The organism is Sphingopyxis sp. NFH-91, from assembly GCF_021401285.1.
Lineage (GTDB): Bacteria > Pseudomonadota > Alphaproteobacteria > Sphingomonadales > Sphingomonadaceae > Sphingopyxis > Sphingopyxis terrae_A.
In genome coordinates this window covers 21,271-43,768 of sequence record NZ_JACBGA010000002.1, presented here as the reverse complement: position 1 = coordinate 43,768, position 22,498 = coordinate 21,271, and the positions used below count along the sequence as shown (strand labels likewise).

Below are 22,498 nucleotides of genomic sequence, written 5' to 3'. Positions count from 1 at the left end.
CCCCGCGCCGCCGCCCCATGCGGGGTTGACGGATCGGATTCGGTCGCCTTTTGAAACGCAACCAGACAGCAAGGATGATCAGATGGCAAGTGGCCCCACGTCGCACTCCTACATCTCGCAGCGGTTGAAGCTGCACTATGTCGATTGGGGCAATGCCGACGCGCCGCCCTTGCTTCTCGTGCATGGCGGGCGCGATCATTGCCGCAACTGGGACTGGGTCGCCGAAAAGCTGCGCGATCGCTATCATGTCATCGCGCCCGACCTGCGCGGCCATGGCGACAGCGCCTGGTCGCCCGACGGCAATTACGACATGGACGCCTTCGTCTATGACCTGGCGCAGCTCATCCACCAGCTCGATCTGTCGCCGGTGACGATCGTGTCGCATTCGATGGGCGGCAATGTCGCATTGCGCTACACCGGGCTCTATCCGGACACCGTATCCAAGCTCGTCGCGATCGAGGGGCTTGGCCCCTCGCCCAAGCTGATCGCCGAACGCCTCGCAACCCCGGTCGCCGACCGGTTCCGCAAATGGATCGACGACAAACGACAGGCGGCGGGCCGTTCGCCGCGCCGTTATCCGACGCTCGACGATGCGCTGGCGCGGATGATGGGCGAAAATGCCTATCTGACCCCCGAACAGGCGCGTCACCTGACCATCCACGGCGTCAGCCGCAACGAGGATGGGACGTGGAGCTGGAAGTTCGACAATTATCTCAACATCTGGTCGGTTTTCGATCTGTCGCACGACGAAATCGCGTCGCTGTGGGCGGAAATCACATGCCCGACGCTACTGCTCTATGGCGCCAACAGCTGGGCGTCGAACCCGGCGAAGGACGGTCGGATCGCACATTTCAAGTCCGCGCAGGTCATCGAGTTCGAGAACGCCGGCCACTGGCTGCACCACGACCAGTTCGAGCGGTTCATGTCCACGCTAGACGATTTCCTTTAATATTGGCCCCGAAGCCGCGCGATGGGCGCGCGCCGGGATCGGGCGATGGCATATAGCGGACAGCTTCCGGCGCGGCAGCGCGCCCTGGCAGGCGGCGGCGCGGCAATGGCCGCGCTGCTGGTCGGCGCCGCGCTCGTCAGCAGCCTCGACATTGCGGTAATCCGCAAGGCCGGCGAGGCGATCAGCGCCATCGCGCTCCCCGCACCGAAACCTCCGCCGACACCCGCGACCCCCGCTCCGGCGAAAAGCGACGCGGCGAGCGGCAAGGCGTCGGCGGCGAACCGCTTTGCCAAGGCCGCGGCGGTCGCAGCGCCCAAGCCCCGGATCGTCCCGCCCGATCCGCCTCCGGTCGCGGCGGCACCGCAGCCCGGCAGCGGCAGCGATCCATCGGCGGGCGCGACCCCAACCCCGGGCCCCGGATCGGGCGCGGGCGGACGCGGCGACGGCACCGGGTCCGGCGGTGCAGGCAGCGGAACCGGCGGCGGCACGCGCGCCGTGTGGCGCAGCGGAACGATCGAAGACAATGACTATCCCCGTGAGGCGCGCCGCGCGCATATCGGCGGGGTCGTCGAAGTACGCTTCACCATCGAGGCCAGCGGCCGCGTCAGCGGATGCCGGGTCAGCCGATCGAGCGGCGATGCCTCGCTCGATTCGACCACGTGCCGGCTGATCGAGGCGCGCTTTCGCTTCCGGCCCGCGACCAATGCGCGCGGCGAACCCGTCGCCAGCCCCTATGGCTGGCGGCAGAGCTGGTGGCTCGAGCCACGGCGCTAGTCACCGCCCCGCAGGCGTAGCCACACCCCGATCACTGCCACCACCTGTGAAAAAGTCGCGACATTATCGCGAACGATTCGCATTATTGTTGACTCTGCGAACGACTCTCAATAGCGGACCCCCAACAACAACCATAAGGGGGTAACACCGTGAAGCCTGTTTCTTTCCTCGCTCTCTCCTGCGTCGGCAGCCTCGTCAGCGCGCCCGCGCTTGCCGCGACCGCCGACGATGCGCAGGATGCGCCCGGCTATCGGGAAAATATCATCGTCACCGGCACCAATGGCGTCGCGGTGGAAACGCCCAAATCGACCGCGCCGATCGTCGACACGCCGCAGACGGTGACCGTGGTGTCGGAGGAACAGATCAGGCAGCAGAATCTGCTCACGCTGCGCGACGCGCTTTCGACGATTCCGGGCATCACCTTCGGCGCGGGCGAAGGCGGCGGCGGCTATGGCGATTCGATCAACCTGCGCGGCTATTCGGCGAGCAACGACATCACCGTCGACGGCGTGCGCGACAGCGCACAATACAGCCGGACCGACCCGTTCAACCTCCAGCAGATCGAAGTCTACAACGGCGCCAACTCGGTCTTCAACGGATCGGGCAGCGTCGGCGGGACGATCAATCTCGTCAGCAAGATTCCCTTCGCGCGCGATGCGACGACGGTGCAGGCCGCGGTAGGCACCGACAATTATTATCGGGCGGCGGTCGACAGCAACTGGCGACTCAGCGAGCTGATCGCGGTGCGCCTCAACGCCATGTATCATGAAAATGACGTGCCCGGCCGCGACGTCGAATCCTATCAGCGCTGGGGCGTGGCGCCATCGATCACCATCGGCGTCGACAGCGACACCAGCCTGATCCTCGCCTATATTCACCAGGATGACGACAACACGCCGATCTATGGCGTCCCCTATTTCCTGAGCGGCGTGAACGATGGCCCGCTGCCGGGGGTCGATGACAGCTCCTATTTCGGCATCGTCAATCTGGACGAACAGAAGACCAAGGTCGACCGCTTCACCGCAACCTTCCGCCACGCGTTCAGCGATGCCGTGTCGATCCGTAACCTCACGCGTTGGCAGCGCGTCCACCAAGATAGCCAGACGAGCGCGCCGCAGGGTGTCTTCTGCCTGGCCAGCGGCCTGCAGCCGATCGGTGCGGCGCCCGATGCGACCGTCGGCGTCCCCTGCCCCAGCGGCCAGGATATGCCGGGCAATTATTACCCCGCCGGACCGCGCGGACTGGTCCGCGATCAGCTCAACGAACTGCTCTACAACCAGACCGACCTCACCATCGTCAGCGGTACCCAGGGCGGCATCCACAACACGCTGGTCATCGGCGGCTCGCTGAGCCAGGAGGATTATTCGATCGAGGTTGCGCAATTGCTGCGCAACGCGGGCGGCGCCACGCCCAATCCCGTGCAGGGACCGATCAGCTTGTCGAACCCCGACACCTATTGGTCGGGCCCGGTCAATTATGTCCGCACCGGCAACAGCTATGGCGATACGCGCGGCTGGGCGATTTACGCCTTCGACACGCTCGAGCTGTCGCCGATGTTTGAACTGAACGCCGGGCTGCGCTATGAAAATTCGCGCGCCAAATTCCGCGCGGACACCATAACGACGCCCGCAACCGGCGCGGTCTACACCCGCGGCGCCGACCAGATAAGCGACGAAAATCTCTTTTCCTATCGCGTCGGCGCGGTGTTCCACCCGGTCGAAAATGTCAGCCTCTATGCTGCCTATGGCAACAGCAAGACGCCGTCGTCGGCGACGGTCCGGCTCGGCTGCGGCACCAATTGCGATGTCGCGCCCGAAAGCGGCCGCACTTACGAGATCGGGGCGAAGGCCGAGCTCATGGACAAGAAGCTGCTGCTCACCGCCGCTCTGTTCCGCAACGAACGCAGCAATTACCGCGTGCCGTCGAACGACGCCTCACTGCCCAGCTCGCTGCAGGTGCTCGACGGCAAGTCGCGCGTCGACGGCTTCGCGCTCGGCCTGACCGGCGCGATCACGCCCAACTGGTCGATCTTCGCCAATTACACCTATCTCGACGGAACGGTGCGGCAGAGCGTGTCGGACTATTGCATCGCCAACCCCGGCGGCGGCACCTGCACCAACAGCGCCGCGCTGCCCGATCCGCAGGCGGGCGACCGGCTGATCCAGACCCCGAAACATTCGGGCAGCCTGTTCACCACCTACACGCTGCCGTTCGGGCTGCAGATTGGCTATGGCCTGACCTATCAGGGCAGCTTTGCGACCAGCCAGCGCAACATGGCGCAGCGCTCGCAATATTTCGTCGACGATTATCTGATCCACCGCGCGTTCGTGTCCTATGAATTCGGCAACGGTCTGGTGGCGCAGCTCAATGTGTCGAACCTGACCAACGAGGATTATTACACCGGCGTGCGCAACAATGTGAACAGCACCACCGGCGTCGTCACCGGCGGCTGGGCGACGCCCGGCGAGGAACGCTCGGCGGTCCTCAGCCTCTTCTACAAATTCTGATTGCAACCCCGGGCGCGGCGATTGCCGCGCCCGGGCTTTTCGGCTTAGTAACGCGCATGATCCGCATCATTCCCGACCTCATCGATGCCGAGGGCGTCAAGGCGCTCCGCACCATCCTCGACCGCGCCGACTGGATCGACGGCAACGAGACATCGGGACCGCAGGCGGCACTGGCGAAGCGCAACCAGCAGCTTCCCGAATTCGGCGACGCGGCGGTCGAGGCGGGCCGGATGGTGATCGACGCGCTCGGCCGCTCGCCGCTGTTCATGGCGGCGGCGCTGCCGCTCAAAATCTATCCGCCTTTCTTCAACCGCTATTCGGGCGGCGAGGCGTTCGGCGATCATATCGACAATGCCGTGCGGATGCGCCGCGGCACCGATTTCCGGATTCGCAGCGATCTGTCGGCGACGCTGTTTCTGGCCGACCCAGACAGCTATGAAGGCGGAGGCCTGGTCATCGACGGCATGGCCGATGCGCCCGGCGTCAAGCTCCCCGCCGGCCACCTCATCCTCTATCCGTCGAGCACCGTTCACCGCGTCGAACCGGTCACGGGCGGCGTCCGTGTCGCCAGTTTCATGTGGATCCAGTCGATGATCCGCGATCAGGCGCAGCGCAACCTGCTGTTCGACCTCGACCTGGGGGTTCAGGGCGCTGCCGCGGCAATGGGTCAGGGCGATCCGACCGTCGTCCGTCTGACCGGCGTCTATCACAATCTGCTGCGCCAATGGGCCGACGCCTGAAGGCCTGGCGTTCCTAATCCAGCATCGCGCGCCACTCACGCGAGACATATTCGCGGCCGTCCGCGATCATCTGTATCGCAAGACCCTGCGCATCGGCAAGCGCCATGCCCTGCTCAGGACCAACGACGGTGAGCGCGGTCGCCCAGCCGTCGGCGATCATGCAGCTGCGATGCACCACCGTCACCGACGCCACGCCGTTGACGAGCGGGCGCCCGCTGCGCGGATCGAAGCTGTGCGAATAATGGCGGCAGCCGTCGGTAAAGCCGCGCCGGTAATTGCCCGAGGTCGCGACCGACAGGTCGTGCAGCGCGAGCCGCCAGGGCGCGAGCGACTGGCCGGGCGGCGGCTCGACATCGACCCACCAGGGCTGTGCGTCGGGCTGCAGCCCCTCGCCGCGCAATTCGCCCCCGACTTCGATCAGGAAATGGCGCACCCCGCTCGCGAGCAGCTGCTCGGCAGCAAGATCGGCGCCGAATCCCTTGGCGATCCCCGACAGGTCGAGCGCCGCCCCCGTCCCGCGCCGGACGCGCGCCGCCGCGGCATCGAAGGCAATGTCAGGCGGCGCATCGGGCGGTGCGATCTCGGGCACCGCAGCGACCGGCCCCGCCGCACCGAAGCCCCAGCGTTCGGTCAGCAGACCCAGCGCCGGATTGAACGCGCCGCCGCTCGCTTCGGCGATCGCGGTCGCCGCAGCCATCACGCGCGCAAATTCAGGCGGGATCGCGTGCCATTCCCCCGCGGGCGCGCGGTTCAGGCGCGACAGGTCCGATTCCGCTTCCCACTGGCTCATCTGCCGCACGACGCGATCGAGCGCGCGCCGGACGCTTTCGCCCGCCGACGCCGGTGCGTCGACCGCCTGCAACGACCAGCTTGTGCCCATTGTCCGTCCCGAAAAGCTCCGGACCGGCACCCCCGGACGGCGCGCCGCAAAGGCGGCGGGCGTCAGCGCCCGGGGGATCAATATCCGGTCGGTCAGGGCGCCATGACCTCGAGCGTCGTCACATAGCTTGCGCGGCGGGCAAGCGGCGGCGGGCCGCCCGCGCCCTCTTCGCGCTCCGCCTGCGGCGTGGTGACGTTGAGCCAGTACATACCCGGTTCGAGCCAGCTGATCGCGACCTTGCCGTCAGCACCGGTCTTGAGGACCATCTGGCCCAGCTGGTCGCGGTAGCGGATACCGCCCGGGATCACCGTGACGGGCAGGCCCGCCGCGGGCTTGCCGTCGAGCAGGAACTGAAAGGTCGCGGTTTCGCCCGCGAACAGATCATTTGGGTGCGTCACCGGCACCAGCTCGATCCCCTTGCCGGTCGGGGCGAACAGCGTCGTCGTCGGCTCACCCAACGTCACGAAAATCTCGTTGCGGTTGTTCGCCTCGGCGGTTCGCACATTGGTCGCCCCGGCGGGCAGGCGCTCGGCCAGATTGGCCGCCGTCGTCCCGCGCGGCAGGCGTTCGGTCTTGCCGTCCAGATCATAGCTGCCCATCAGCATGTCGGCGACCGAGGCGATGCGCCACGTCCCCTTCTGCGTCAGATGCACGTCGAAGGTGCTGCGATAGCGGCCGGTCGCCTTGTTCGCGATCGGCGCTTCGCTGCCGTCGGGCGCCCATGCCTTCATCGCGTCGAGCCGCAGCGGCTGATGCTCGAAATAGAACAGGTCGTTCGAAACGGCGGCATCAACCGTCACCCACGCATCGTCGCCCGACAGCACGGTCGAGGACGGCAGCATCCATTGGCGGTGCGCCTGCGCGGGCGCTGCGGCGAAAAGGGCCAGCGCGGCACTCGCGGCGATCAGCAATCGGGTCTTCATGATCGGTCCTCTCTTGATCAACGGAAGGAAATCGAAACGGTGCCAAGTTCGGCCTTGCCCACCGCGCGCCCCCCGGCGCCGGCCTTGGCGGGCCAGCGGAACGGAATGCGCAGCAACTCGCGCCCGCCGACTTCGCGCGCAGCCTCGATCACCAGGACATAGTCGCCGGACGCCTGCGCGCCGAGCTGCGCGCGGCTGAAGGATATCCTGTGCGTGCCCGGCGCGCGCGTCGCACCCGTCACGCCATTGGCCGGAAAACGCATCGAACGGCCCGAGGCGCGCCACCACTGCCGCACGTCGCGCAGCCATTTGGTGCCCTCGTTATTCTTCATGTCATGGTCGTACCAGATCGCGACGGTCCTCGCGGGCGCGCCGGCCTTCTCTACCCAGATGGCGACATAGGGCCGATGATATTCGGCGACCTTGATCTGCGGGATAGTGACGCTGACCTCCATCATCCCCGGATCGGCGGCGAGCGCCGGCGCCGACAGCGCCGCGCCCAGCCCCAGCGAGGCGCCGGTCAGGACGGATCGAAACTCGGTTTGCATGGCATCTCCTTAATGGATGAAGAGGATCGCGATGGTGGCGGGGATCGCCACCCCCGCGCCGACGAGCGGCCAGGTGCTCTTGCGCTTGGCCGAATGAAGCTGAAGCAGCACAAGCCCGGTCAGCGCGAACACCAGGCAGGCAAAGGCGAATATGTCGATGAACAGGCTCCACGCGCCGCCCGAATTGCGCCCTTTGTGCAGATCGTTGAGATAGGAAATCCAGCCGCGGTCGGTGATTTCCGCGGTGGCGGCGCCCGTCGCGCGATCGATCGCGACCCAGGCATCGCCGCCGGGACGCGGCGCGGCCATGTAGACCTCGTCGGCGGACCATTCGGCTTCGCCCGCACGGACCGGAAAATTCGCCTCGACCCACGCCGCAACCGGCGCGGGGAGCGTCCTCTTGCCGTCCGCCGGGTCCGCCGCCGCCAGCGCTTCGAGCAGCGGCGCCGGCAATTGCGCGCTACGCTCGGCGACGCGCGGTGCCCCCTCTATATCGGCGGCATGGTTCAGCGTGAAACCGGTGATCGCGAACAACAGCAGCCCGATCAGGCTGATAGCCGAGCTCATCCAGTGCCACATGTGAAGCTGTTTGAGCCAGAAGGCGCGGCGGCTCTTCTTGGTCGGCGTGCGCGTTGGGGTCGGTGCGTGCATGGAGGAGAGAGGCCCTTGAAATTTGGCCCTCACTATCGCGAACGATTCGCATTTACAATAGATAAGCGGGCGAAATTTGCGCGCATGCCCGCAGCCGCGGGCGACCGCCGCGAGCTGCTCGAGACAGATGGAAGGAAGAGGTGGCGGAGACGGAGGGATTCGAACCCTCGGTACGGTTCCCCGTACGACGCTTTAGCAAAGCGTTGGTTTCAGCCACTCACCCACGTCTCCGCATGGTCTGCCGCGCGAACGGCAGGTTGGCCTGAGCGGGCGCTATAGCCAGACCGATCCCGCCCCGCAACGCCTAACATTGGCCTTTTTGTCACTTATTCCCCTATTGGTCGGTGGAAATGATTCGGTCCGGCGCAAAATCGACTCAAGTCATCGCCCGTTCATTGCCGCGCCGACAGGATGAGTCATGGTTAACCCGGCTTGCGGCGCCCGAAGCCGCCGATTTTTGGGGGATTATATGCGGAATGCGCTCACCAATCTTGCCGTTGCGGCTCTCGCCTCGATCGGGCTGATGCTCGCCGGGCCGGCGGCGCACGCACAGATGACATCGGTCGATCCCAATACGGCGATCGATTCTGACCTCAACAATCCGGCGCCCCCGCCGCCTCCCCCCCCCGCCACGACGACCAGCGACCCGTCGCTCGACAGCGACCTTGCGACCGGTGCCGAACAATATTCGGTCACCTCGCCCGACGCGAGCACGACCACCGCTGCGCCTGCAACGGGAACGACGGCCGCCGATGGCACCACATACAAGGAAGACGATCTGATCGGCGCCGCCGAAGGCGTCTTCGGCAAGGGCGCGCAGGGCCTCGCCGGCCTCATCGAAGATATTCTGAAGAAGCAGGGCGAGCCCAACGCTTATATCGTCGGCCGCGAAGCTGGCGGCGCGCTTGGTATCGGGCTGCGCTACGGATCGGGCACACTGTACCACAAGATCGAGGGTGAACGCCCCGTCTACTGGACCGGTCCCTCGATCGGCTTCGACGCGGGCGCCAATGCCGGCAACACCTTCGTGCTGGTCTACAATCTGTTCGACAGCGAGGATCTCTACAAACGTTATCCGGCGGGCGAAGGCGCCGCCTATCTCATTGGCGGCTTCAATGCGAGCTATCTGCGGCGCGGCGACGTAGTCCTCATCCCGATCCGCGTCGGCGTCGGCGCGCGGCTCGGCGCCAATATCGGCTATATGAAATTCCGCAAAAAGCAGAGCTGGGTGCCCTTCTGAAGCATCCGCCACCCCCAAAGGGCGATGGGCCCGCGTCTCCGGACGCGGGCCTTTTTCTTTGAAGGGAAGCCGCGTTGCGGCGCGGTGGGATATGACTGGAATCGGCCCTTAAGCAGACTCTAGCTCAATCTTTTGATCCGCCTCTCGGGGCACGATCCATCCGAATATCACTGGCACCAAGCTGATGATTGATCCGCCGATGTTGAAAGCTACATGATCCGAAAGATGCCATGTTGGTCCGATGCCAAACTGGAGGATCATCAAAAGCAACCACGCAGTGGATAGCTTCGCATCGCGAAGGCGATAATAAGTCATTATCGTCAGGGCAATCCCGGCAACGACTGCAACGAGAAAGATAAACCACGCGGGAATGCCGATATTTGCCGACGCTAAAGCAACGCCAGTAATTGCTACAAGCGCTGCCGAACCAATCCGGTAGCGCGACCTCTCCCCGTAGCGTCTCACATTCATCGGCATCATCAACAGCCTATGATCCGTCCACTGACCACTTCAACTCCGCCGCACCTCAATCGCCGTCGAAGGCGATCAGCGTTTCGCACGCAAGGCCCGCGGCCTCGAGCCGCTGCGAGCCGCCGAGGTCGGGAAGGTCGATGACGAACAGCGCCGCAGCGACGTCGGCGCCGACGCTGCGCATCAATTCGGCGGTCGCGAGAATGGTCCCGCCGGTGGCGAGCAGATCATCGACCAGCACGACGCGGTGGCCCTCGGTGACGGCGCCTTCGTGCAGCTCGAGCCGGTCGGTGCCATATTCCAGTTCATAGTCGACGCCGATGGTCACGCCGGGCAGCTTGCCGGCTTTGCGCACCGGCACCAGCCCGATACCGAGCGCGGTCGCCATCGCCGCGCCGAACAGAAAACCGCGCGCCTCTATCGCCACGATCAGGTCGGGGCGATAGCGGGCCGCGCGGTCTGCCAGGCGGCGGACGCTTTCGGAAAAGCCCGCCGCGTCGCCGATCAATGTCGTGATGTCGCGAAACTGGATCCCGGGTTTCGGGAAATCGGGGATCGTGCGCACCAGCCCCGAAAGGTCGAGGTCGGGACGCGGCGGAAGGGCGATCATCCTCGACCGCCCTTCGCTATGCCCGCGTCCCCAATCCTCAATGTTCCTTGCCGGCCCAGATGTTCCGGTACGACAGATAGGCAAGGATGGTGAAGATCAGAAGGTAGAGGAACACGGCCCAGCCGGTCCACACGCGCTTCACCAGCTTGGGTTCTGCCGTCCACACAAGGAAGGCGGTCACGTCCTTTGCCATGCTCTTAAGGTCGTTCGGCGAACCGTCCGCGAAGGTCACCTGACCATCGGCCAGCGGCGGTGCCATCGCGAGGTTGAGGTTCGCGAAATAGGGGTTGTAGTGCAGGCCGGTCGCCGGCTGCAGTTCCTTCGGCAGGTTCGCCGGCGGGTTCTGGAAGCCGGTGATCAGCGAATAGACGTAATTCTTGCCGTCTTCGCGCGCCTTGGTGATCAGCGAAAGATCGGGCGGCAGCGCATTGTTGTTCGCCGCGCGCGCCGCGGTTTCGTTCGCATAGGGCGCCGGGAAGTGATCCGACGGCAGGCCGGTGCGGGTCGCCGGCTCGCCCGTGTCGGGGTTGATCGACGGGATATTGTCATAGCTTTTGGCAAAGCTCTTCACCTGACCCTCGGTATAGCCGAGTTCGGCGATGTCGCGGAACGCGACGAGATTCAGGCTGTGACAGGCCGAGCATACTTCCTTGTACACCTGCATCCCGCGCTGCAGCTGGGCCTTGTCCCAATGCGGGAACATGCCGTCGCTGGCGAGCGCGAGGTGGCGCGGGTGCTTGTGGAATTCATGCACCGCGTTGGGCTCGTTCGAGAGCGGCGTGGTGAAGATCGCGCACAGCAGCGCCAGGATGAAACCCAGGCCGACGAGAAATCCGAGCGGACGAACCATGGCTGTATCAGCTCCTATAAAAGTCCGGCGCTCAGGCCGTTGCCGGGGCCGACGACGCGTCGGCATTCTTGGCGAGGACCGCCTCGGTGATCGAATTCGGCATCGGAAGCGGCCGTTCGATCCGCGAGATGATCGGCAGGATGATCAGGAAGTGCGCAAAATAATAGGCCGCGCACAGCTGGCTGAGGATCACATAGGGCTGCTCCGCCGGGCTCTTGCCGCAATAGCCCAGGATGAACACGTCGACGACGAGGATCCAGAAGAAGATGCGGTTGAGCGGACGATAGTTCGACGACTTCACCGGCGAGCTGTCGAGCCACGGCAGGAAGAAGAGCAGCGCGATCGCCGCGAACATCGCGATGACGCCCCACAGCTTCGCATCGATCCACAGGAAGTTGAAGGTGAAGGCGCGCAGGATCGCGTAGAACGGCCAGAAATACCATTCGGGAACGATGTGCGCCGGCGTCGAAAGCGGATTCGCCGGGATATAATTGTCCGGGTGACCGAGCAGGTTCGGGCTGAAGAAGGTCAGCGCGACGAAGATCATCAGGAACACGCCGAGGCCGAAACCGTCCTTCGCGGTGTAATAGGGATGGAAGGGGACGGTGTCCTGTTCGTCCTTCACCTCGATACCGGTCGGGTTCGACGAGCCCGGGATATGCAGCGCCCAGATGTGCAGGATGATGACGCCCGCGATCACGAAGGGCAGCAGATAGTGGAGCGAGAAGAAGCGGTTGAGCGCGGCGTTGTCCGGCGCAAAACCGCCGAGCAGCCAGACGCGGATCGGTTCGCCCACGGCGGGTATCGCCGAGAAGAAGCCGGTGATCACCTGCGCGCCCCAGAAGCTCATCTGGCCCCAGGGAAGGACATAGCCCATGAAGGCGGTCGCCATCATCAGGAGGAAGATCACGACGCCGAGCAGCCACACCATTTCGCGCGGCGCCTTGTACGAACCGTAATAAAGGCCGCGGAAGATGTGCAGATAGACGACGATGAAGAACATGCTCGCGCCGTTCATGTGCGCGTAGCGCAGGAACCAGCCGGCGTTCACGTCGCGCATGATATGCTCGACCGAGTTGAACGCGACGCCCGCATTGGCGGCATAATGCATCGCCAGCACGATGCCGGTGATGATCTGGATCGCGAGCGCGGCCCCGGCGAGGACGCCGAAGTTCCAGAAATAGTTGAGGTTGCGCGGCACCGGATAGCCGGCCCCGATCGCATTATAAACGAGACGCGGCAGCGGCAGCTTCGCGTCGAGCCACTTCATCAGCGGCTGCTGGGGTTCATAGTTCTTGGCCCAGGGAAAGCTCATCTTATCTCGCTCCTCAGCCGATCGTCACGACGGTGTCGCTGTTGAATTCATAAGGCGGCACGAACAGATTCTTCGGCGCCGGGCCTTTGCGGATACGCGCCGCGGTGTCGTAGTGCGAACCGTGGCACGGGCAGAAATAGCCACCATAATCGCCGCGCGGCTCGCCCTCGGCGGCGCCGAGCGGCACGCAGCCCAAGTGGGTGCAGACGCCTAGCGTGATCAGCCAGTTTTCCTTGCCGGGCTTGGTGCGCTCGTCGAGCGTCTGCGGATCGCGCAGATCGCTCAGTGGCACCTTCTTCGCCTCGGCGATTTCGACGGGCGTCAGGTTGCGGACGAACACCGGCTGCTTGCGCCAGCTCGTCTTGATCGCCTGACCCGACTGGATCGCGGAAATGTCGATTTCGGTCGACGACAGCGCCAGCACGTCCGCCGACGGATTCATCTGGTTCACCAGCGGCAAAACGACGGTGGCCGCACCAACACCCGCGAAGCTGACCGCCGCGATATTGATGAAGTCCCGGCGCCGCACGCCATCCTCGATGCCGGCGTTGAGATTGGATTCACTGGCCATTCGATTGCCCTTGCGCTGGGTGAACTGACAATGGTTCTCGGAAAACTGGCCACCCCGTTTTACGCGCGCAAAGCGTCGCAAATCCCGGCGGCCCCTCCGGGAATTGCGGGCCTGATAGCCGCACACAACAGCCTTGCCAACAGGCAATTTCCGCTTTGTGACCGCTATGTTGCCCCCTCTCGATTCCGCAGGCGCGCGAAGCTAAGGCGGAGCGATGCAAATCGCCCTGTTTCAGCCCGACATCGCCGGTAACGTCGGCACCATCCTGCGAACCGCGGCCTGTCTCGGCGCGCGCGCGCACATCATCGAACCGTGCGGCTTTCCTTTTTCCGACCAGGCACTGCGCCGCGCCGGAATGGATTATGCCGTGCGCGCCAATGTGCAGCGGCACGCCGATTGGGCGGGCTTCGGCGACTGGAACCGGGCCGAAGGCGGGCGGCTGGTGCTGATGACCACCGCGGGCGCGACCGCCCTGCCCGATTTCGTGTTTCAAGAGGGCGACGTGCTGCTGCTCGGCGCGGAGTCGTCGGGCGTCCCCGCGCATGTCCATGCCGCCGCGGCGGCGCGGGTCGCGATTCCGATGCGGCCGGGCTTTCGGTCCTTGAATGTCGCGGTCGCGGCTGGCATCGCGCTGGCCGAGGCACTCCGGCAGACGAAAGGCTTTGCGTCATGATTTCGCTCGATCCCCAGCAACAGGCGGCGCGCGACTGGTTCGAGTCGCTGCGCGACCGGATCTGCGCCGCGTTCGAGGCGATCGAGGTCGAGGCGGGCAGCGACGCGCGCTTTACCTATACGCCGTGGGACCGCGAGGCCGAGGGTATTGCGGCGGGCGAAGGCGGCGGCGGCGTGCGCGGGGTGATGACCGGCCAGGTTTTCGAGAAAGTCGGGGTCAATGTTTCGACCGTCGCGGGCGAGTTCGCGCCCGATTTCGCCCAGTCGATCAACGGCGCCGAAAGCGACCCGCGCTTCTTCGCCACCGGCATCAGCCTCGTCGCGCATATGGCCAATCCGCATGTTCCGGCGGTGCATATGAACACCCGCTTTCTCGCGACGACGAAGCGCTGGTTCGGCGGCGGCGCCGACCTCAACCCGCCCATCCCCTATGCCGAGGACACCGACGCCTTTCATGCGCGGCTGCGCGCCGCCTGTGCGCCCTTCGGTCCCGATGCCTATGCCCGCTATTCGAAATGGGCGGAGGATTATTTCTATATCCCGCATCGCGGCGTCCATCGCGGCGTCGGAGGGATCTTCTACGATCATCTCGAATGCGCCGACGATGCAGGCTTCGACCGCAATTTCGAGTTCACCCGCGCCGTGGGCGAGGCCTTCCTCGACATCTTCCCTCAGATCGTGCGGCGCCGGATGAACCAGCCCTTCACCGAAGCCGAGCGCGAGGAGCAACTGGTGTGGCGCGGTCGCTACGCCGAATTCAACCTCGTCTACGACCGCGGCACGCTGTTCGGGCTCAAGACCGGCGGCAATATCGACGCGATCCTGATGAGCCTGCCGCCGCTCGCCAAATGGAGCTGACGAAAAAGGGGCGCCGCGTCGGCTGCGGGCGCCCCTGAATCTTGCGATATTGACCGTCGATCAGGCGAATACGCTGCCCGCATCGACGGGCCCGAGCGCGCGGTAGATGCCCGCCGGAATCCCGACCTGCAGATAGGCGACGGGAATGCTCATCACGATGCTGCCGACGATCAGGCCGACCATCGATCCCGCGCCCGGCATCCCGCCGCTCGCAAAAACCGAAAAGCCGACCACCGCGCCAAGGATCATCGCGATCACCAGGAAGGCGATGCCCAGCAGGATGAAATAGGCAAAGATCTTCCACTGCGCCGCGCCGGTGATCCGCCACGATTCGGACAGGCCGGTCAGGACGTTGAAGGTCCGCTTGTCGGCCATGATCGGCCCGGTGCAGCACAGCCGCGCCGCGAGCCAGACGATGAACAGCAGGAACAGCGGCACGAGGATCAACATCGCGAAGCCCATCCCTGCCAGCGCCGATTCGCTCGGCTGGCGGCCGCTAAGCAGCGCCGGCGCAAAGGCGCCGCCGAAGAGCAGAAAACCGATGATGCCGATCACGAAGAGGATCGCCGCCGTGAAAAGCAGCACGGGCAGCGCGGCGACCAGCCCATAGCCGAGGGCCCCCCCGACATTTTCCTGACCGTCGCTAAAGCCCAACCGCCACGAAGCAAAATAGCTGCCCGTCTGGAGGATGTAATTGACCAGGCCCAGCAGCATCGCAAAACCGCTGAACGCGGCGAAAGCCCCTGCCCCGCTCGTCATCCGCGCCGGATCGAAGGCGGCCATGCCGCCGCCGAGCGCGAGTTGCAGGATCAGCGGCACCGCGATGCCGACGCCGATCAGCGCGATGGCATGCTCGGCGGCACGGCCGCTGAAAAAGCTGGTCGCATAGGACCAGGCCTGACTGATGCTGATATTATTCACATCCATTCTCCCCTGTTGGACATGGTCAGGCGAAAATATCTCCCGCCTGGGTTGTCGCCAGCTGCCGATAGGCGGCCGCCGAAATCGCGATCGAGACCATCGTCGCGACGAGCCCGAAGCCCGCTTCGACCAACCCGCCGAGCATCTTGCCGACGCTGCCCGCGCCGCCGATCATGCCGACGAGCCCGCCCACCAGCGAGGCGGCGATGATGACGACCAGCGTGACGAGAAACAGGAAGAGGAAAATGCGCCAGCCATTGCCGCGCGTCATCTGCCAGCTCGTCGCGATCACCTCGACCGGATTGCGGATCGCGCGGTCGGCGACCAGCGGCGCGACGAAAGCGAGCCGCCCGATCAGATAAAGCCCCGGAATGATGAGCAGCAGAAAGCCGACGCCCAGCATCAGGCCGGTCAATATCTGCACCGCCACGATGGTGAGCAGCATCGAGGCGGCAAAGCCCAGCGCCTCGCCGACGCTGGTGCTCGACCGCGACAGCCACAGCCGCATGATCGCCACTGTCCCGAACATGGTGAACAGCGCAACGCCGATCTGATACGGCAGCATCTGAAGGATATTCTGCCGCATTGCTGCGGTCAGCTGGTCGATCGTCGCTTCGGCGGGCGGCTCGATCGGCGCCGGGCCGAACCAGGCCACCGCAAGCGCCGGCAGGAAAAGGAAAACCGCCGCGATGGTGCCGGTGAGCGGGCGGTGCGCCTTCAGAAGCTGAATGGCATCGTCCCACGCCGCGCCCATATCGAATTTTGCCATTGATACCCCGTCATTTATCGCTTCGGATTGGCGCTGAACCTGACTGGCTTCGCAGCCAAAGTCCAGCCCCGTTCGGTGCGGGTGCCGCCCCCTTGCGCTTCGCGCCCGCGCGGGGCAGAAGCCGCGCGATGTCCGCGCTCCCGCCTCCCGAATGGACCGTTTCGCCCGGCCTTGTCGATTTTCCCGCCGCGCTTGTCGATATGGAGGCGCGCGCCGCCGCGATCCGTGCAGGCACGGCGGGCGAGCGCATCTGGCTGCTCGAACATCCGCCGCTCTATACCGCCGGGACTAGCGCCGACCCCGCTGAGCTGCTCGACCCGCGCTTTCCGGTCTATGACGCGGGCCGCGGCGGGCGCTACACTTATCATGGCCCCGGCCAGCGCGTCGGCTATGTTCAACTCGACCTCGCGCAGCGCGGGCGCGACGTGCGCGCCTATGTCCATGCGCTCGAAGGCTGGGTGATCGACGCGCTCGCGCGGCTCGGCGTCGAATCGCGCCGCGCCGAGGGGCGGATCGGCATCTGGACCGATGACCGCGACGGCCGCGAGGCCAAGATCGGCGCGATCGGCGTCCGCGTCCGGCGCTGGGTGACGCTCCACGGCTTTTCGCTCAACGTCGCGCCCGACATGACGCATTTCGGCGGCATCGTACCATGCGGCATCGCCGAATTTCCGGTGACGAGCCTGGCGGAGCTTGGTCGCCCCGCTGATTTCGCCGCGGTCGACGCCGCGCTCGTCGACGCCCTTCCGGCCTTTCTCGACAAGCTCGCGGCCAGCGATTAGGACCGGCACATGACGCGGATCATCCTCACCTCGCTCCTCACCCTGTCGCTCGCCGCCTGCGGAGGCAGCGAAGGCAGCAAGACCACGACCAAGCTCGACGCGGTCGAGGTCGAACCCGGCGCGATCAGCGACTCGATGATCGTCCTCGACAATGCGGCGAGCGACGGCACCGCGGTCGACACGAGCGTACCGAGCGACAATATGAAAAAGGCCGACAGCAAGGCCGACGACGAAAGCGCCGACAGCAGCAGCAGCGATGCAGCGCCCGCGGATCAGAGCGACAATCCCGACGCCGTTCCCGCTCCGGCGGCAAAGAAGGCCCAGGTCGACAGCCAGTAGGGCGGTCGCGAGCCTCTTCGCTCAGCGCAGCCCCAGCGTCTTGTGCGTCTGGAGCGACAGGCGCCAGCGCGGATCGCGCATCACCAGATCGATACAGTTCCGGACATTGTCCGCGGCATTGGCATCGTCGAGCGGCTGGATCAGCCGATGCGCAAAATCGAGTTCTGCGAGCCGTTCGACATCGCTTCCCGGCTGCGGCCACACCAGCTTGAGTTCGTCGCCGCTCGTCTGGACCAGTTCGCTGCCTGCCTTGGGACTGATACAGATCCAGTCGATCAGCCGCGGCACCGGCAGCGTACCGTTGCTTTCGATCGCGACGGTGAAGCCCTCGCCATGCAGCGCCTCGATCAGCGCATCGTCGACCTGCAACATCGGCTCGCCGCCGGTGAGCACGACATAGCGGCCCCCTTGCGCCGCCCCCCATGTTTCGCCAATCCGCTCCGCCAGCGCCGCAGCATCGGCATATTTGCCGCCCAGCGTCCCGTCGGTGCCGACGAAATCGGTGTCGCAGAATTTGCAGATCGCCCTGGCGCGGTCCTGCTCGCGCCCCGTCCACAGGTTGCAACCCGCAAAGCGGCAGAAGACCGCGCGCCGTCCGGCCTGCGCCCCCTCGCCCTGCAGCGTCAGGAATATTTCCTTGACCGCATAGGTCATGGGTCAGGCCTCGACTGCGTAGCGCGTCGGGTCGGCGAGCCCGGCGTCGGCGAAGCCCTTGCGGCGCAGGCGGCAGCTGTCACACAGGCCGCAATGCAGTCCCTCGGGCGTCGGGTCGTAACAGGACCAGCTCATCCCCGCATCCATGCCGAGCCGCGCCGCCTCGGCCGCGATGTCGGCCTTGGTCATATGCTGCAGCGGCGCATGGATCACAAAATCGACCCCCTTGTCGCCGTCGCGCGTCGCGAGCTGCGCGAGATGCTGGAAGCCCGCGATGAATTCGGGGCGGCAATCGGGATAGCCTGAATAGTCGAGCGCGTTGACGCCGATGAAGATGTCCTGCGACCGCCGCGCTTCGGCGAGGCCGAGCGTCAGCGACAGGAAGATCAGGTTGCGCGCGGGAACATAGGTGACGGGAATATCCTCGCACACGCCGTCCTTGGGCACATCGATGTCGGCGGTCAGCGCCGACCCGCCGAAGCGCCGCAGATCGAGCGGCAGCACGATATGCTCGGCCGCGCCCACCGCCGTCGCAATCCGCGCCGCCGAGTCCAGCTCGACGCGGTGCCGCTGGTTGTAATCGACGGTCAGTGCAACGATCCGTGCCCCCGCCTCGCGCGCCAGTCCTGCGCAAACCATCGAGTCCAGACCGCCCGACAGAAGGACGATCACCGTTTTTCCGGAAAGATCCTGCATCGCGGCGCGATACGCCCGCGCCGCGCTTCGCGCAAGACCGCGATTTGTGCGGCGCACCAAAGAAAATGGGCCGCGCGTCGTTCGACGAGCGGCCCAGTGCGGCATGAATGCCGTTAGGGAGAAGGACACACATCGGCGTGTCGCAATCCCCCTTCTAGCGAAGGATGGTTAACAAAAGGTTTGTTTCAGCAGCCGCCGGCGCGGCGCGCCTCGATCGCCTGCGAGAAGGGCTTGCCGTCGGCGATCCCCTGCGTGTCGATCTGAACGAGGCGGTTCGTTTCGCTGCGGATCGTGGTGCGGCCATGCCCGGCGCCGGGGCAGGTGTAATGCACCGTCACCGATGTCGGCGTATCCTCGATCACATAGCGCGAGCAGGTCGCGCGCGGATGATAGACCTGGATCAGGCGGCGCGCGTCACCCAGACATACGGTCTGGAGTACCGCATCCGTGCCGCGCTCGCGCAGCTGCCAACTGCCCTTTTCCAGCCGGTCGAGCATGGCCAGCGTCGGCGCCTGCGCAGGCACCGCGCTCGCCGCTCCGGTCAGGGCAAGCGCCATCGCCGATATGCGAAACATGGGAGAGAAGATCGTCATTTGCACCTTGTCCACCGGCCGTTCCGTGTGGAACGGCAACGACCCCGCGCATCACCTAATCATCGAACCCGCATATTTCAACCATTCAGCGCACGCATGCCTCGCTTCATCGACGGCCCGTGCGTCAGTGGCGGGTCGCGATCTCGGCGAGCGGGACGGGGAACAACCGCGAACAAAAGGCGCAATCGACCTGGATGATCCCCTCTTCGTCGGCCATTTCCTGCCGTTCGGCTTCGGGAAACTGTGCCAGCACCCGCGCATAATGGTCGATGTTGCAGCGGCAGCCGCGCGACACCGCCACGCCGGGTTCGACGCGCACTTCCTCTTCGTGGAACAGCCGCCACGCCAACGTCTCGAGCGAGGCCGCGGCGTCGGTCAGTTCCTCGTCCTTCAGCGTCGCCGCAATCGTGCGCGCATGGTCCCATTCGGGATGATCGGCGCGCGCTTCGATCCGGTCGCGCCCGACCTCGCCGTCGGGCAGATGCTGCAGCAGCAGCCCGCCGGCGACACAGCCGAGCTCAGCGTCGTGCCGCGCGCAAAGGCGGACGAGGCTCGGTATCTGCTCGGACTGCTCGAAATAATGTTCGGCGGCATCGGCGATCGACGATCCTTCGAGCGGGACGATCCCCTGCCAGCGCTCGCCGCTCACCGCCTGATCGAAGGTGATCGCCAGAAAACCCTCGCCGAACAGACCGAACAGCGTCGGATCGGGGCCGACCTCGGCCAGTCGTTCGGCATCGAACTTCAGATAGCCACGCAGCTCGCCAGCGCGATAATCGCAGACGAGCAGATCGACGGGACCGCCGCCGGTTTGCGCCTGCAGCGTCATCTGGCTTTCATCGTCCTTGAGCGTCGAACCGAGCAGCACGGTCAGCACCAGCGCCTCGGCGAGCAGCTTTTCCATCACCGGCGGATAGCTGTGCGCCGCCATGATGCGGTTGAGCACCGGCCCCAGCCGCACGAAGCGGCCGCGGACATGCCGCTCGGCGATGGTGAAGATCAGGGGTTCGTCGAACCAGGTTTCGCGCGTCTCGCTCACAATTTCCCCAACGCCCACAAAAGAACCGATTTCTGTGCATGGACGCGGTTTTCCGCCTCGTCCCACACGCGCGACTGCGCGCCGTCGATCACCGCATCGACCACCTCTTCGCCGCGATGAGCGGGCAGGCAGTGGAGGAAGAGCGCATCGCCCTTCGCCTTGCCCATCAATCGCTCATCGACCTGATAGGGCGCCATTGCGGCCAGTTTGTTGTGGGCATGCTCCTGCCCCATCGACACCCAGGTATCGGTGACGACGATATCGGCGCCCGCGACCGCCTCGGCCGCGTCGCGCAGGATGTCGATGCGCGCGCCCTGTGCGCGGGCCGCCTCGACGAAGCGCATGTCGGGGTCGTAGCCTTGCGGTACCCCGGCGCGAACATTGAAGCCGAACAGCCCCGCCGCCTCGATCAGCGAGGCGAGCACATTATTGCCATCGCCAAGCCACGCGAGCTCAAGGCCGGGCAAGGCCTTGCCGCCCTCGACGATCGTCAGCAGGTCGGCAACGATCTGGCACGGGTGCGACAGGTCGGTCAGCCCGTTGATCACGGGGACGCTGGCATGTTCGGCCAGCTCCTCGATCTTCGCATGATCATCGGTGCGGATCATGATCGCATCGACATAGCGCGACAGGACGCGCGCCGTATCGGCGATGGTTTCGCCGCGGCCGATCTGCATCGACCCCGCTTCCATCACCATCGCGCTGCCGCCGAGCTGGCGGATCGCCATGTCGAACGACGCGCGCGTGCGGGTCGAATTCTTCTCGAAGATCATCGCCAGCACATGGCCCGCAAGCGGCGCGTCGGCATCGACCCGGCCCTTGGGCCAGGCTGCGCGCGCCGTCTTGCGGTCGATCGCGTCGGCAAGCATCGCCGCGATGGCATCCCCGCCCGCGTCGGACAGGTTCAGGAAATGCCGCAGCGCGGGTGCGCTCATGCTTCCGGCGGCGTGTAGCTCGCCGCCCCCGCCGACAGTTTCTCGATACATTCGTCGATATGACCCTGTTCGATGTTCAGCGGCGGCAGGATGCGCACGACATTGTCGCCCGCCGCGACCGTCAGCAGTCCGTGGTTGTCGCGCAGATGCGCGACGAAGGCACGGCTGTCGGACTTCATCTTGATGCCGAGCATCAGGCCCATGCCGCGGATGCTTTCGAACAGATGATCGTGATTGGGGATAAGCTGTTCGAGCGCGCCGCGCAGCCGCTCGCCCGTCGCCTTGACCTGATCCATGAAGCCATCCTCCAGGATGACGTCGAACACCGCCTGCCCCGCCGCCATCGCCAGCGGATTGCCGCCATAGGTCGATCCGTGCGTGCCGATGACCATGCCGCGCGCCGCCTTTTCGGTGGCAAGGCAGGCGCCGAGCGGGAAGCCGCCGCCGATGCCCTTTGCGGTCGCCATGATGTCGGGCGCGACGCCGAACTGTTCATGGGCATAGAGCGATCCGGTGCGCGCGACGCCGCACTGGACCTCGTCGAACACCAGCATCAGGTCGCGTTCGTTGCAGATGTCGCGCAGCCCCTGCAGAAAGGGTTGCGACGCCGGGCGGATACCGCCTTCGCCCTGCACGGGTTCGAGCAGGAAGCCCGCCGTGCTGTCGTCGACCAGATCGAGCGCGGCGTTGAGATCGTCGAAGGGCGCATAGGCAAAGCCCGGAAGCAACGGGTCGAAGCCCTTGCGCAGCTTTTCCTGATTGGTCGCCGAAATCGTGCCGAGCGTGCGCCCATGAAACGCATTGTTGAAGGTGATGAGCGTGTGCTTGTGCGCATTGCCCGCGCTTGAATGATAGGCGCGCGCGGTCTTGATCGCACATTCGACCGCCTCGGCGCCCGAATTGGTGAAGAACACCGTATCGGCGAACGTATTGTCGACCAGCCGCTGCGCAAAGGCTTCACCCTGCGGGCTGCCGTAAAGGTTCGACACATGCATCAGCGTCGCCGCCTGATCCTGGATCGCCTTCGTCAGATGCGGATGGCCGTGACCGAGGAGGTTGACCGCGATGCCGCTCGCGAAATCGAGATAACGCTCGCCGCGCTCGCCGATCAGATAGGCGCCCTCGCCTCGCACCGGACGCACACCGCACCGGGGGTAAACGGGCATCAGCGGCGTGATCGACATATCGGGCACCTTTCCAAAAAGCCTAAA

The 22,498-nt window shown here is 65.3% G+C and carries 26 protein-coding genes and 1 tRNA gene; 9 read left to right on the top strand and 18 right to left on the bottom strand.

Annotation, left to right across the window (positions count from 1 at the left end):
* Nucleotides 1-82: 82 nt before the first annotated feature.
* The 4 genes from L0963_RS05170 to L0963_RS05155 all read left to right on the top strand — a co-directional run bounded on the left by L0963_RS05170 (nt 83) and on the right by L0963_RS05155 (nt 4,970).
* Nucleotides 83-949 (top strand): alpha/beta fold hydrolase, encoded by an 867-nt coding sequence (locus tag L0963_RS05170; protein WP_186402220.1) that lies wholly within the window; start codon nt 83-85, stop codon nt 947-949.
* Between the two features lie 45 nt (nt 950-994).
* Nucleotides 995-1,723 carry an energy transducer TonB gene (locus tag L0963_RS05165; protein WP_234178652.1) on the top strand — a complete coding sequence of 243 codons (729 nt, stop codon included), beginning with the start codon at nt 995-997 and terminating at the stop codon, nt 1,721-1,723.
* A 149-nt stretch (nt 1,724-1,872) separates the two neighbouring features.
* Complete coding sequence (locus L0963_RS05160; protein WP_234178650.1) at nt 1,873-4,230, top strand: TonB-dependent receptor; 2,358 nt, start codon at nt 1,873-1,875, stop codon at nt 4,228-4,230.
* 56 nt (nt 4,231-4,286) lie between these two features.
* A complete protein-coding gene (locus L0963_RS05155; protein WP_062902651.1) occupies nt 4,287-4,970 on the top strand; it encodes a Fe2+-dependent dioxygenase in 684 nt (227 codons plus the stop codon).
* A 13-nt stretch (nt 4,971-4,983) separates the two neighbouring features.
* On the opposite strand, the gene L0963_RS05150 is transcribed toward L0963_RS05155, so the two are convergent.
* The 5 genes from L0963_RS05150 to L0963_RS05130 all read right to left on the bottom strand — a co-directional run bounded on the left by L0963_RS05150 (nt 4,984) and on the right by L0963_RS05130 (nt 8,203).
* The gene (locus tag L0963_RS05150; protein WP_234178648.1) at nt 4,984-5,931 is read right to left on the bottom strand and encodes an FAD:protein FMN transferase; all 948 of its coding nucleotides are present in this window, start codon (nt 5,929-5,931) and stop codon (nt 4,984-4,986) included.
* 11 nt (nt 5,932-5,942) lie between these two features.
* Nucleotides 5,943-6,773 carry a DUF4198 domain-containing protein gene (locus tag L0963_RS05145; RefSeq protein WP_234178646.1) on the bottom strand — a complete coding sequence of 277 codons (831 nt, stop codon included), beginning with the start codon at nt 6,771-6,773 and terminating at the stop codon, nt 5,943-5,945.
* A 17-nt stretch (nt 6,774-6,790) separates the two neighbouring features.
* Nucleotides 6,791-7,321, bottom strand: coding sequence for a DUF2271 domain-containing protein (locus L0963_RS05140; RefSeq protein WP_234178644.1), 531 nt, complete (start codon nt 7,319-7,321; stop codon nt 6,791-6,793).
* Between the two features lie 9 nt (nt 7,322-7,330).
* Nucleotides 7,331-7,972, bottom strand: a complete 642-nt coding sequence (locus L0963_RS05135; protein WP_217372349.1) for a PepSY-associated TM helix domain-containing protein — start codon at nt 7,970-7,972, stop codon at nt 7,331-7,333.
* Nucleotides 7,973-8,113: 141 nt separating this feature from the next.
* Nucleotides 8,114-8,203, bottom strand: a tRNA-Ser gene (locus tag L0963_RS05130).
* A gap of 238 nt (nt 8,204-8,441) precedes the next feature.
* On the opposite strand from L0963_RS05130, the gene L0963_RS05125 reads away from it, so the two are divergent.
* Nucleotides 8,442-9,212: a DUF1134 domain-containing protein gene (locus tag L0963_RS05125; protein WP_062902656.1), complete on the top strand. Its 771-nt coding sequence runs from the start codon at nt 8,442-8,444 to the stop codon at nt 9,210-9,212.
* Nucleotides 9,213-9,320: 108 nt separating this feature from the next.
* On the opposite strand, the gene L0963_RS05120 is transcribed toward L0963_RS05125, so the two are convergent.
* From L0963_RS05120 to petA, 5 genes are read right to left on the bottom strand one after another with little or no spacing between them, the layout of a single operon-like run.
* Nucleotides 9,321-9,692 (bottom strand): hypothetical protein, encoded by a 372-nt coding sequence (locus tag L0963_RS05120; RefSeq protein ID WP_234178641.1) that lies wholly within the window; start codon nt 9,690-9,692, stop codon nt 9,321-9,323.
* Nucleotides 9,693-9,738: 46 nt separating this feature from the next.
* On the bottom strand, nt 9,739-10,293 hold the full coding sequence (locus L0963_RS05115) for an adenine phosphoribosyltransferase (RefSeq protein ID WP_186402228.1): 555 nt from the start codon (nt 10,291-10,293) through the stop codon (nt 9,739-9,741).
* A 37-nt stretch (nt 10,294-10,330) separates the two neighbouring features.
* A complete protein-coding gene (locus L0963_RS05110; RefSeq protein ID WP_003050484.1) occupies nt 10,331-11,143 on the bottom strand; it encodes a cytochrome c1 in 813 nt (270 codons plus the stop codon).
* A 31-nt stretch (nt 11,144-11,174) separates the two neighbouring features.
* Nucleotides 11,175-12,458 (bottom strand): cytochrome b, encoded by a 1,284-nt coding sequence (locus tag L0963_RS05105; protein WP_062902658.1) that lies wholly within the window; start codon nt 12,456-12,458, stop codon nt 11,175-11,177.
* 13 nt (nt 12,459-12,471) lie between these two features.
* Nucleotides 12,472-13,029 (bottom strand): ubiquinol-cytochrome c reductase iron-sulfur subunit, encoded by a 558-nt coding sequence (petA, locus tag L0963_RS05100; protein ID WP_003050479.1) that lies wholly within the window; start codon nt 13,027-13,029, stop codon nt 12,472-12,474.
* A 214-nt stretch (nt 13,030-13,243) separates the two neighbouring features.
* On the opposite strand from petA, the gene L0963_RS05095 reads away from it, so the two are divergent.
* Nucleotides 13,244-13,702, top strand: coding sequence for a tRNA (cytidine(34)-2'-O)-methyltransferase (locus L0963_RS05095; protein WP_062902659.1), 459 nt, complete (start codon nt 13,244-13,246; stop codon nt 13,700-13,702).
* Nucleotides 13,699-14,559, top strand: a complete 861-nt coding sequence (gene hemF / locus L0963_RS05090) for an oxygen-dependent coproporphyrinogen oxidase (protein ID WP_234178639.1) — start codon at nt 13,699-13,701, stop codon at nt 14,557-14,559. The genes L0963_RS05095 and hemF overlap by 4 nt, the downstream gene beginning before the upstream one ends.
* Nucleotides 14,560-14,619: 60 nt before the next feature.
* Here hemF and L0963_RS05085 read toward each other — a convergent pair whose 3' ends face one another.
* Together L0963_RS05085 and L0963_RS05080 are read right to left on the bottom strand one after the other, a co-directional pair.
* Complete coding sequence (locus L0963_RS05085) at nt 14,620-15,480, bottom strand: hypothetical protein (protein ID WP_186402231.1); 861 nt, start codon at nt 15,478-15,480, stop codon at nt 14,620-14,622.
* A gap of 25 nt (nt 15,481-15,505) precedes the next feature.
* Nucleotides 15,506-16,249: a hypothetical protein gene (locus L0963_RS05080; RefSeq protein ID WP_234178637.1), complete on the bottom strand. Its 744-nt coding sequence runs from the start codon at nt 16,247-16,249 to the stop codon at nt 15,506-15,508.
* Between the two features lie 128 nt (nt 16,250-16,377).
* On the opposite strand from L0963_RS05080, the gene lipB reads away from it, so the two are divergent.
* Both lipB and L0963_RS05070 read left to right on the top strand, forming a co-directional pair.
* Nucleotides 16,378-17,031 (top strand): lipoyl(octanoyl) transferase LipB, encoded by a 654-nt coding sequence (gene lipB, locus L0963_RS05075; RefSeq protein WP_234178635.1) that lies wholly within the window; start codon nt 16,378-16,380, stop codon nt 17,029-17,031.
* A 9-nt stretch (nt 17,032-17,040) separates the two neighbouring features.
* A complete protein-coding gene (locus tag L0963_RS05070; RefSeq protein WP_217372364.1) occupies nt 17,041-17,370 on the top strand; it encodes a hypothetical protein in 330 nt (109 codons plus the stop codon).
* A 21-nt stretch (nt 17,371-17,391) separates the two neighbouring features.
* Here the strand turns inward: L0963_RS05070 and queE are convergent, their stop codons facing one another.
* The 6 genes from queE to L0963_RS05040 all read right to left on the bottom strand — a co-directional run bounded on the left by queE (nt 17,392) and on the right by L0963_RS05040 (nt 22,471).
* The gene (queE, locus tag L0963_RS05065; RefSeq protein ID WP_234178633.1) at nt 17,392-18,024 is read right to left on the bottom strand and encodes a 7-carboxy-7-deazaguanine synthase; all 633 of its coding nucleotides are present in this window, start codon (nt 18,022-18,024) and stop codon (nt 17,392-17,394) included.
* Between the two features lie 3 nt (nt 18,025-18,027).
* A complete protein-coding gene (gene queC, locus L0963_RS05060; protein WP_062903239.1) occupies nt 18,028-18,720 on the bottom strand; it encodes a 7-cyano-7-deazaguanine synthase QueC in 693 nt (230 codons plus the stop codon).
* 185 nt (nt 18,721-18,905) lie between these two features.
* Nucleotides 18,906-19,277: a hypothetical protein gene (locus L0963_RS05055; RefSeq protein WP_234178632.1), complete on the bottom strand. Its 372-nt coding sequence runs from the start codon at nt 19,275-19,277 to the stop codon at nt 18,906-18,908.
* Nucleotides 19,278-19,437: 160 nt separating this feature from the next.
* Nucleotides 19,438-20,352, bottom strand: coding sequence for an Hsp33 family molecular chaperone HslO (hslO, locus tag L0963_RS05050; RefSeq protein ID WP_186402233.1), 915 nt, complete (start codon nt 20,350-20,352; stop codon nt 19,438-19,440).
* Entirely contained in the window at nt 20,349-21,287 is a 939-nt protein-coding gene (gene argF, locus L0963_RS05045; protein WP_217372365.1) for an ornithine carbamoyltransferase, read from the bottom strand. Before argF ends, hslO begins: the two co-directional genes overlap by 4 nt.
* On the bottom strand, nt 21,284-22,471 hold the full coding sequence (locus L0963_RS05040) for an aspartate aminotransferase family protein (protein WP_062902667.1): 1,188 nt from the start codon (nt 22,469-22,471) through the stop codon (nt 21,284-21,286). Before L0963_RS05040 ends, argF begins: the two co-directional genes overlap by 4 nt.
* Nucleotides 22,472-22,498: the final 27 nt, after the last annotated feature.

Excerpts from the sequence above, each read along its gene's own strand:
- L0963_RS05170 (WP_186402220.1), top strand. The coding sequence starts at position 83 with ATGGCAAGTGGCCCCACGTCGCACTCCTACATCTCGCAGCGGTTGAAG.
- L0963_RS05165 (WP_234178652.1), top strand. The coding sequence starts at position 995 with ATGGCATATAGCGGACAGCTTCCGGCGCGGCAGCGCGCCCTGGCAGGC.
- L0963_RS05155 (WP_062902651.1), top strand. The coding sequence starts at position 4,287 with ATGATCCGCATCATTCCCGACCTCATCGATGCCGAGGGCGTCAAGGCG.
- L0963_RS05145 (WP_234178646.1), bottom strand. The coding sequence starts at position 6,773 with ATGAAGACCCGATTGCTGATCGCCGCGAGTGCCGCGCTGGCCCTTTTC.
- L0963_RS05140 (WP_234178644.1), bottom strand. The coding sequence starts at position 7,321 with ATGCAAACCGAGTTTCGATCCGTCCTGACCGGCGCCTCGCTGGGGCTG.
- L0963_RS05135 (WP_217372349.1), bottom strand. The coding sequence starts at position 7,972 with ATGCACGCACCGACCCCAACGCGCACGCCGACCAAGAAGAGCCGCCGC.
- L0963_RS05125 (WP_062902656.1), top strand. The coding sequence starts at position 8,442 with ATGCGGAATGCGCTCACCAATCTTGCCGTTGCGGCTCTCGCCTCGATC.
- L0963_RS05120 (WP_234178641.1), bottom strand. The coding sequence starts at position 9,692 with ATGATGCCGATGAATGTGAGACGCTACGGGGAGAGGTCGCGCTACCGG.
- L0963_RS05115 (WP_186402228.1), bottom strand. The coding sequence starts at position 10,293 with ATGATCGCCCTTCCGCCGCGTCCCGACCTCGACCTTTCGGGGCTGGTG.
- L0963_RS05110 (WP_003050484.1), bottom strand. The coding sequence starts at position 11,143 with ATGGTTCGTCCGCTCGGATTTCTCGTCGGCCTGGGTTTCATCCTGGCG.
- L0963_RS05105 (WP_062902658.1), bottom strand. The coding sequence starts at position 12,458 with ATGAGCTTTCCCTGGGCCAAGAACTATGAACCCCAGCAGCCGCTGATG.
- petA (WP_003050479.1), bottom strand. The coding sequence starts at position 13,029 with ATGGCCAGTGAATCCAATCTCAACGCCGGCATCGAGGATGGCGTGCGG.
- L0963_RS05095 (WP_062902659.1), top strand. The coding sequence starts at position 13,244 with ATGCAAATCGCCCTGTTTCAGCCCGACATCGCCGGTAACGTCGGCACC.
- hemF (WP_234178639.1), top strand. The coding sequence starts at position 13,699 with ATGATTTCGCTCGATCCCCAGCAACAGGCGGCGCGCGACTGGTTCGAG.
- L0963_RS05080 (WP_234178637.1), bottom strand. The coding sequence starts at position 16,249 with ATGGCAAAATTCGATATGGGCGCGGCGTGGGACGATGCCATTCAGCTT.
- lipB (WP_234178635.1), top strand. The coding sequence starts at position 16,378 with ATGTCCGCGCTCCCGCCTCCCGAATGGACCGTTTCGCCCGGCCTTGTC.
- L0963_RS05070 (WP_217372364.1), top strand. The coding sequence starts at position 17,041 with ATGACGCGGATCATCCTCACCTCGCTCCTCACCCTGTCGCTCGCCGCC.
- queE (WP_234178633.1), bottom strand. The coding sequence starts at position 18,024 with ATGACCTATGCGGTCAAGGAAATATTCCTGACGCTGCAGGGCGAGGGG.
- queC (WP_062903239.1), bottom strand. The coding sequence starts at position 18,720 with ATGCAGGATCTTTCCGGAAAAACGGTGATCGTCCTTCTGTCGGGCGGT.
- L0963_RS05055 (WP_234178632.1), bottom strand. The coding sequence starts at position 19,277 with ATGGCGCTTGCCCTGACCGGAGCGGCGAGCGCGGTGCCTGCGCAGGCG.
- argF (WP_217372365.1), bottom strand. The coding sequence starts at position 21,287 with ATGAGCGCACCCGCGCTGCGGCATTTCCTGAACCTGTCCGACGCGGGC.
- L0963_RS05040 (WP_062902667.1), bottom strand. The coding sequence starts at position 22,471 with ATGTCGATCACGCCGCTGATGCCCGTTTACCCCCGGTGCGGTGTGCGT.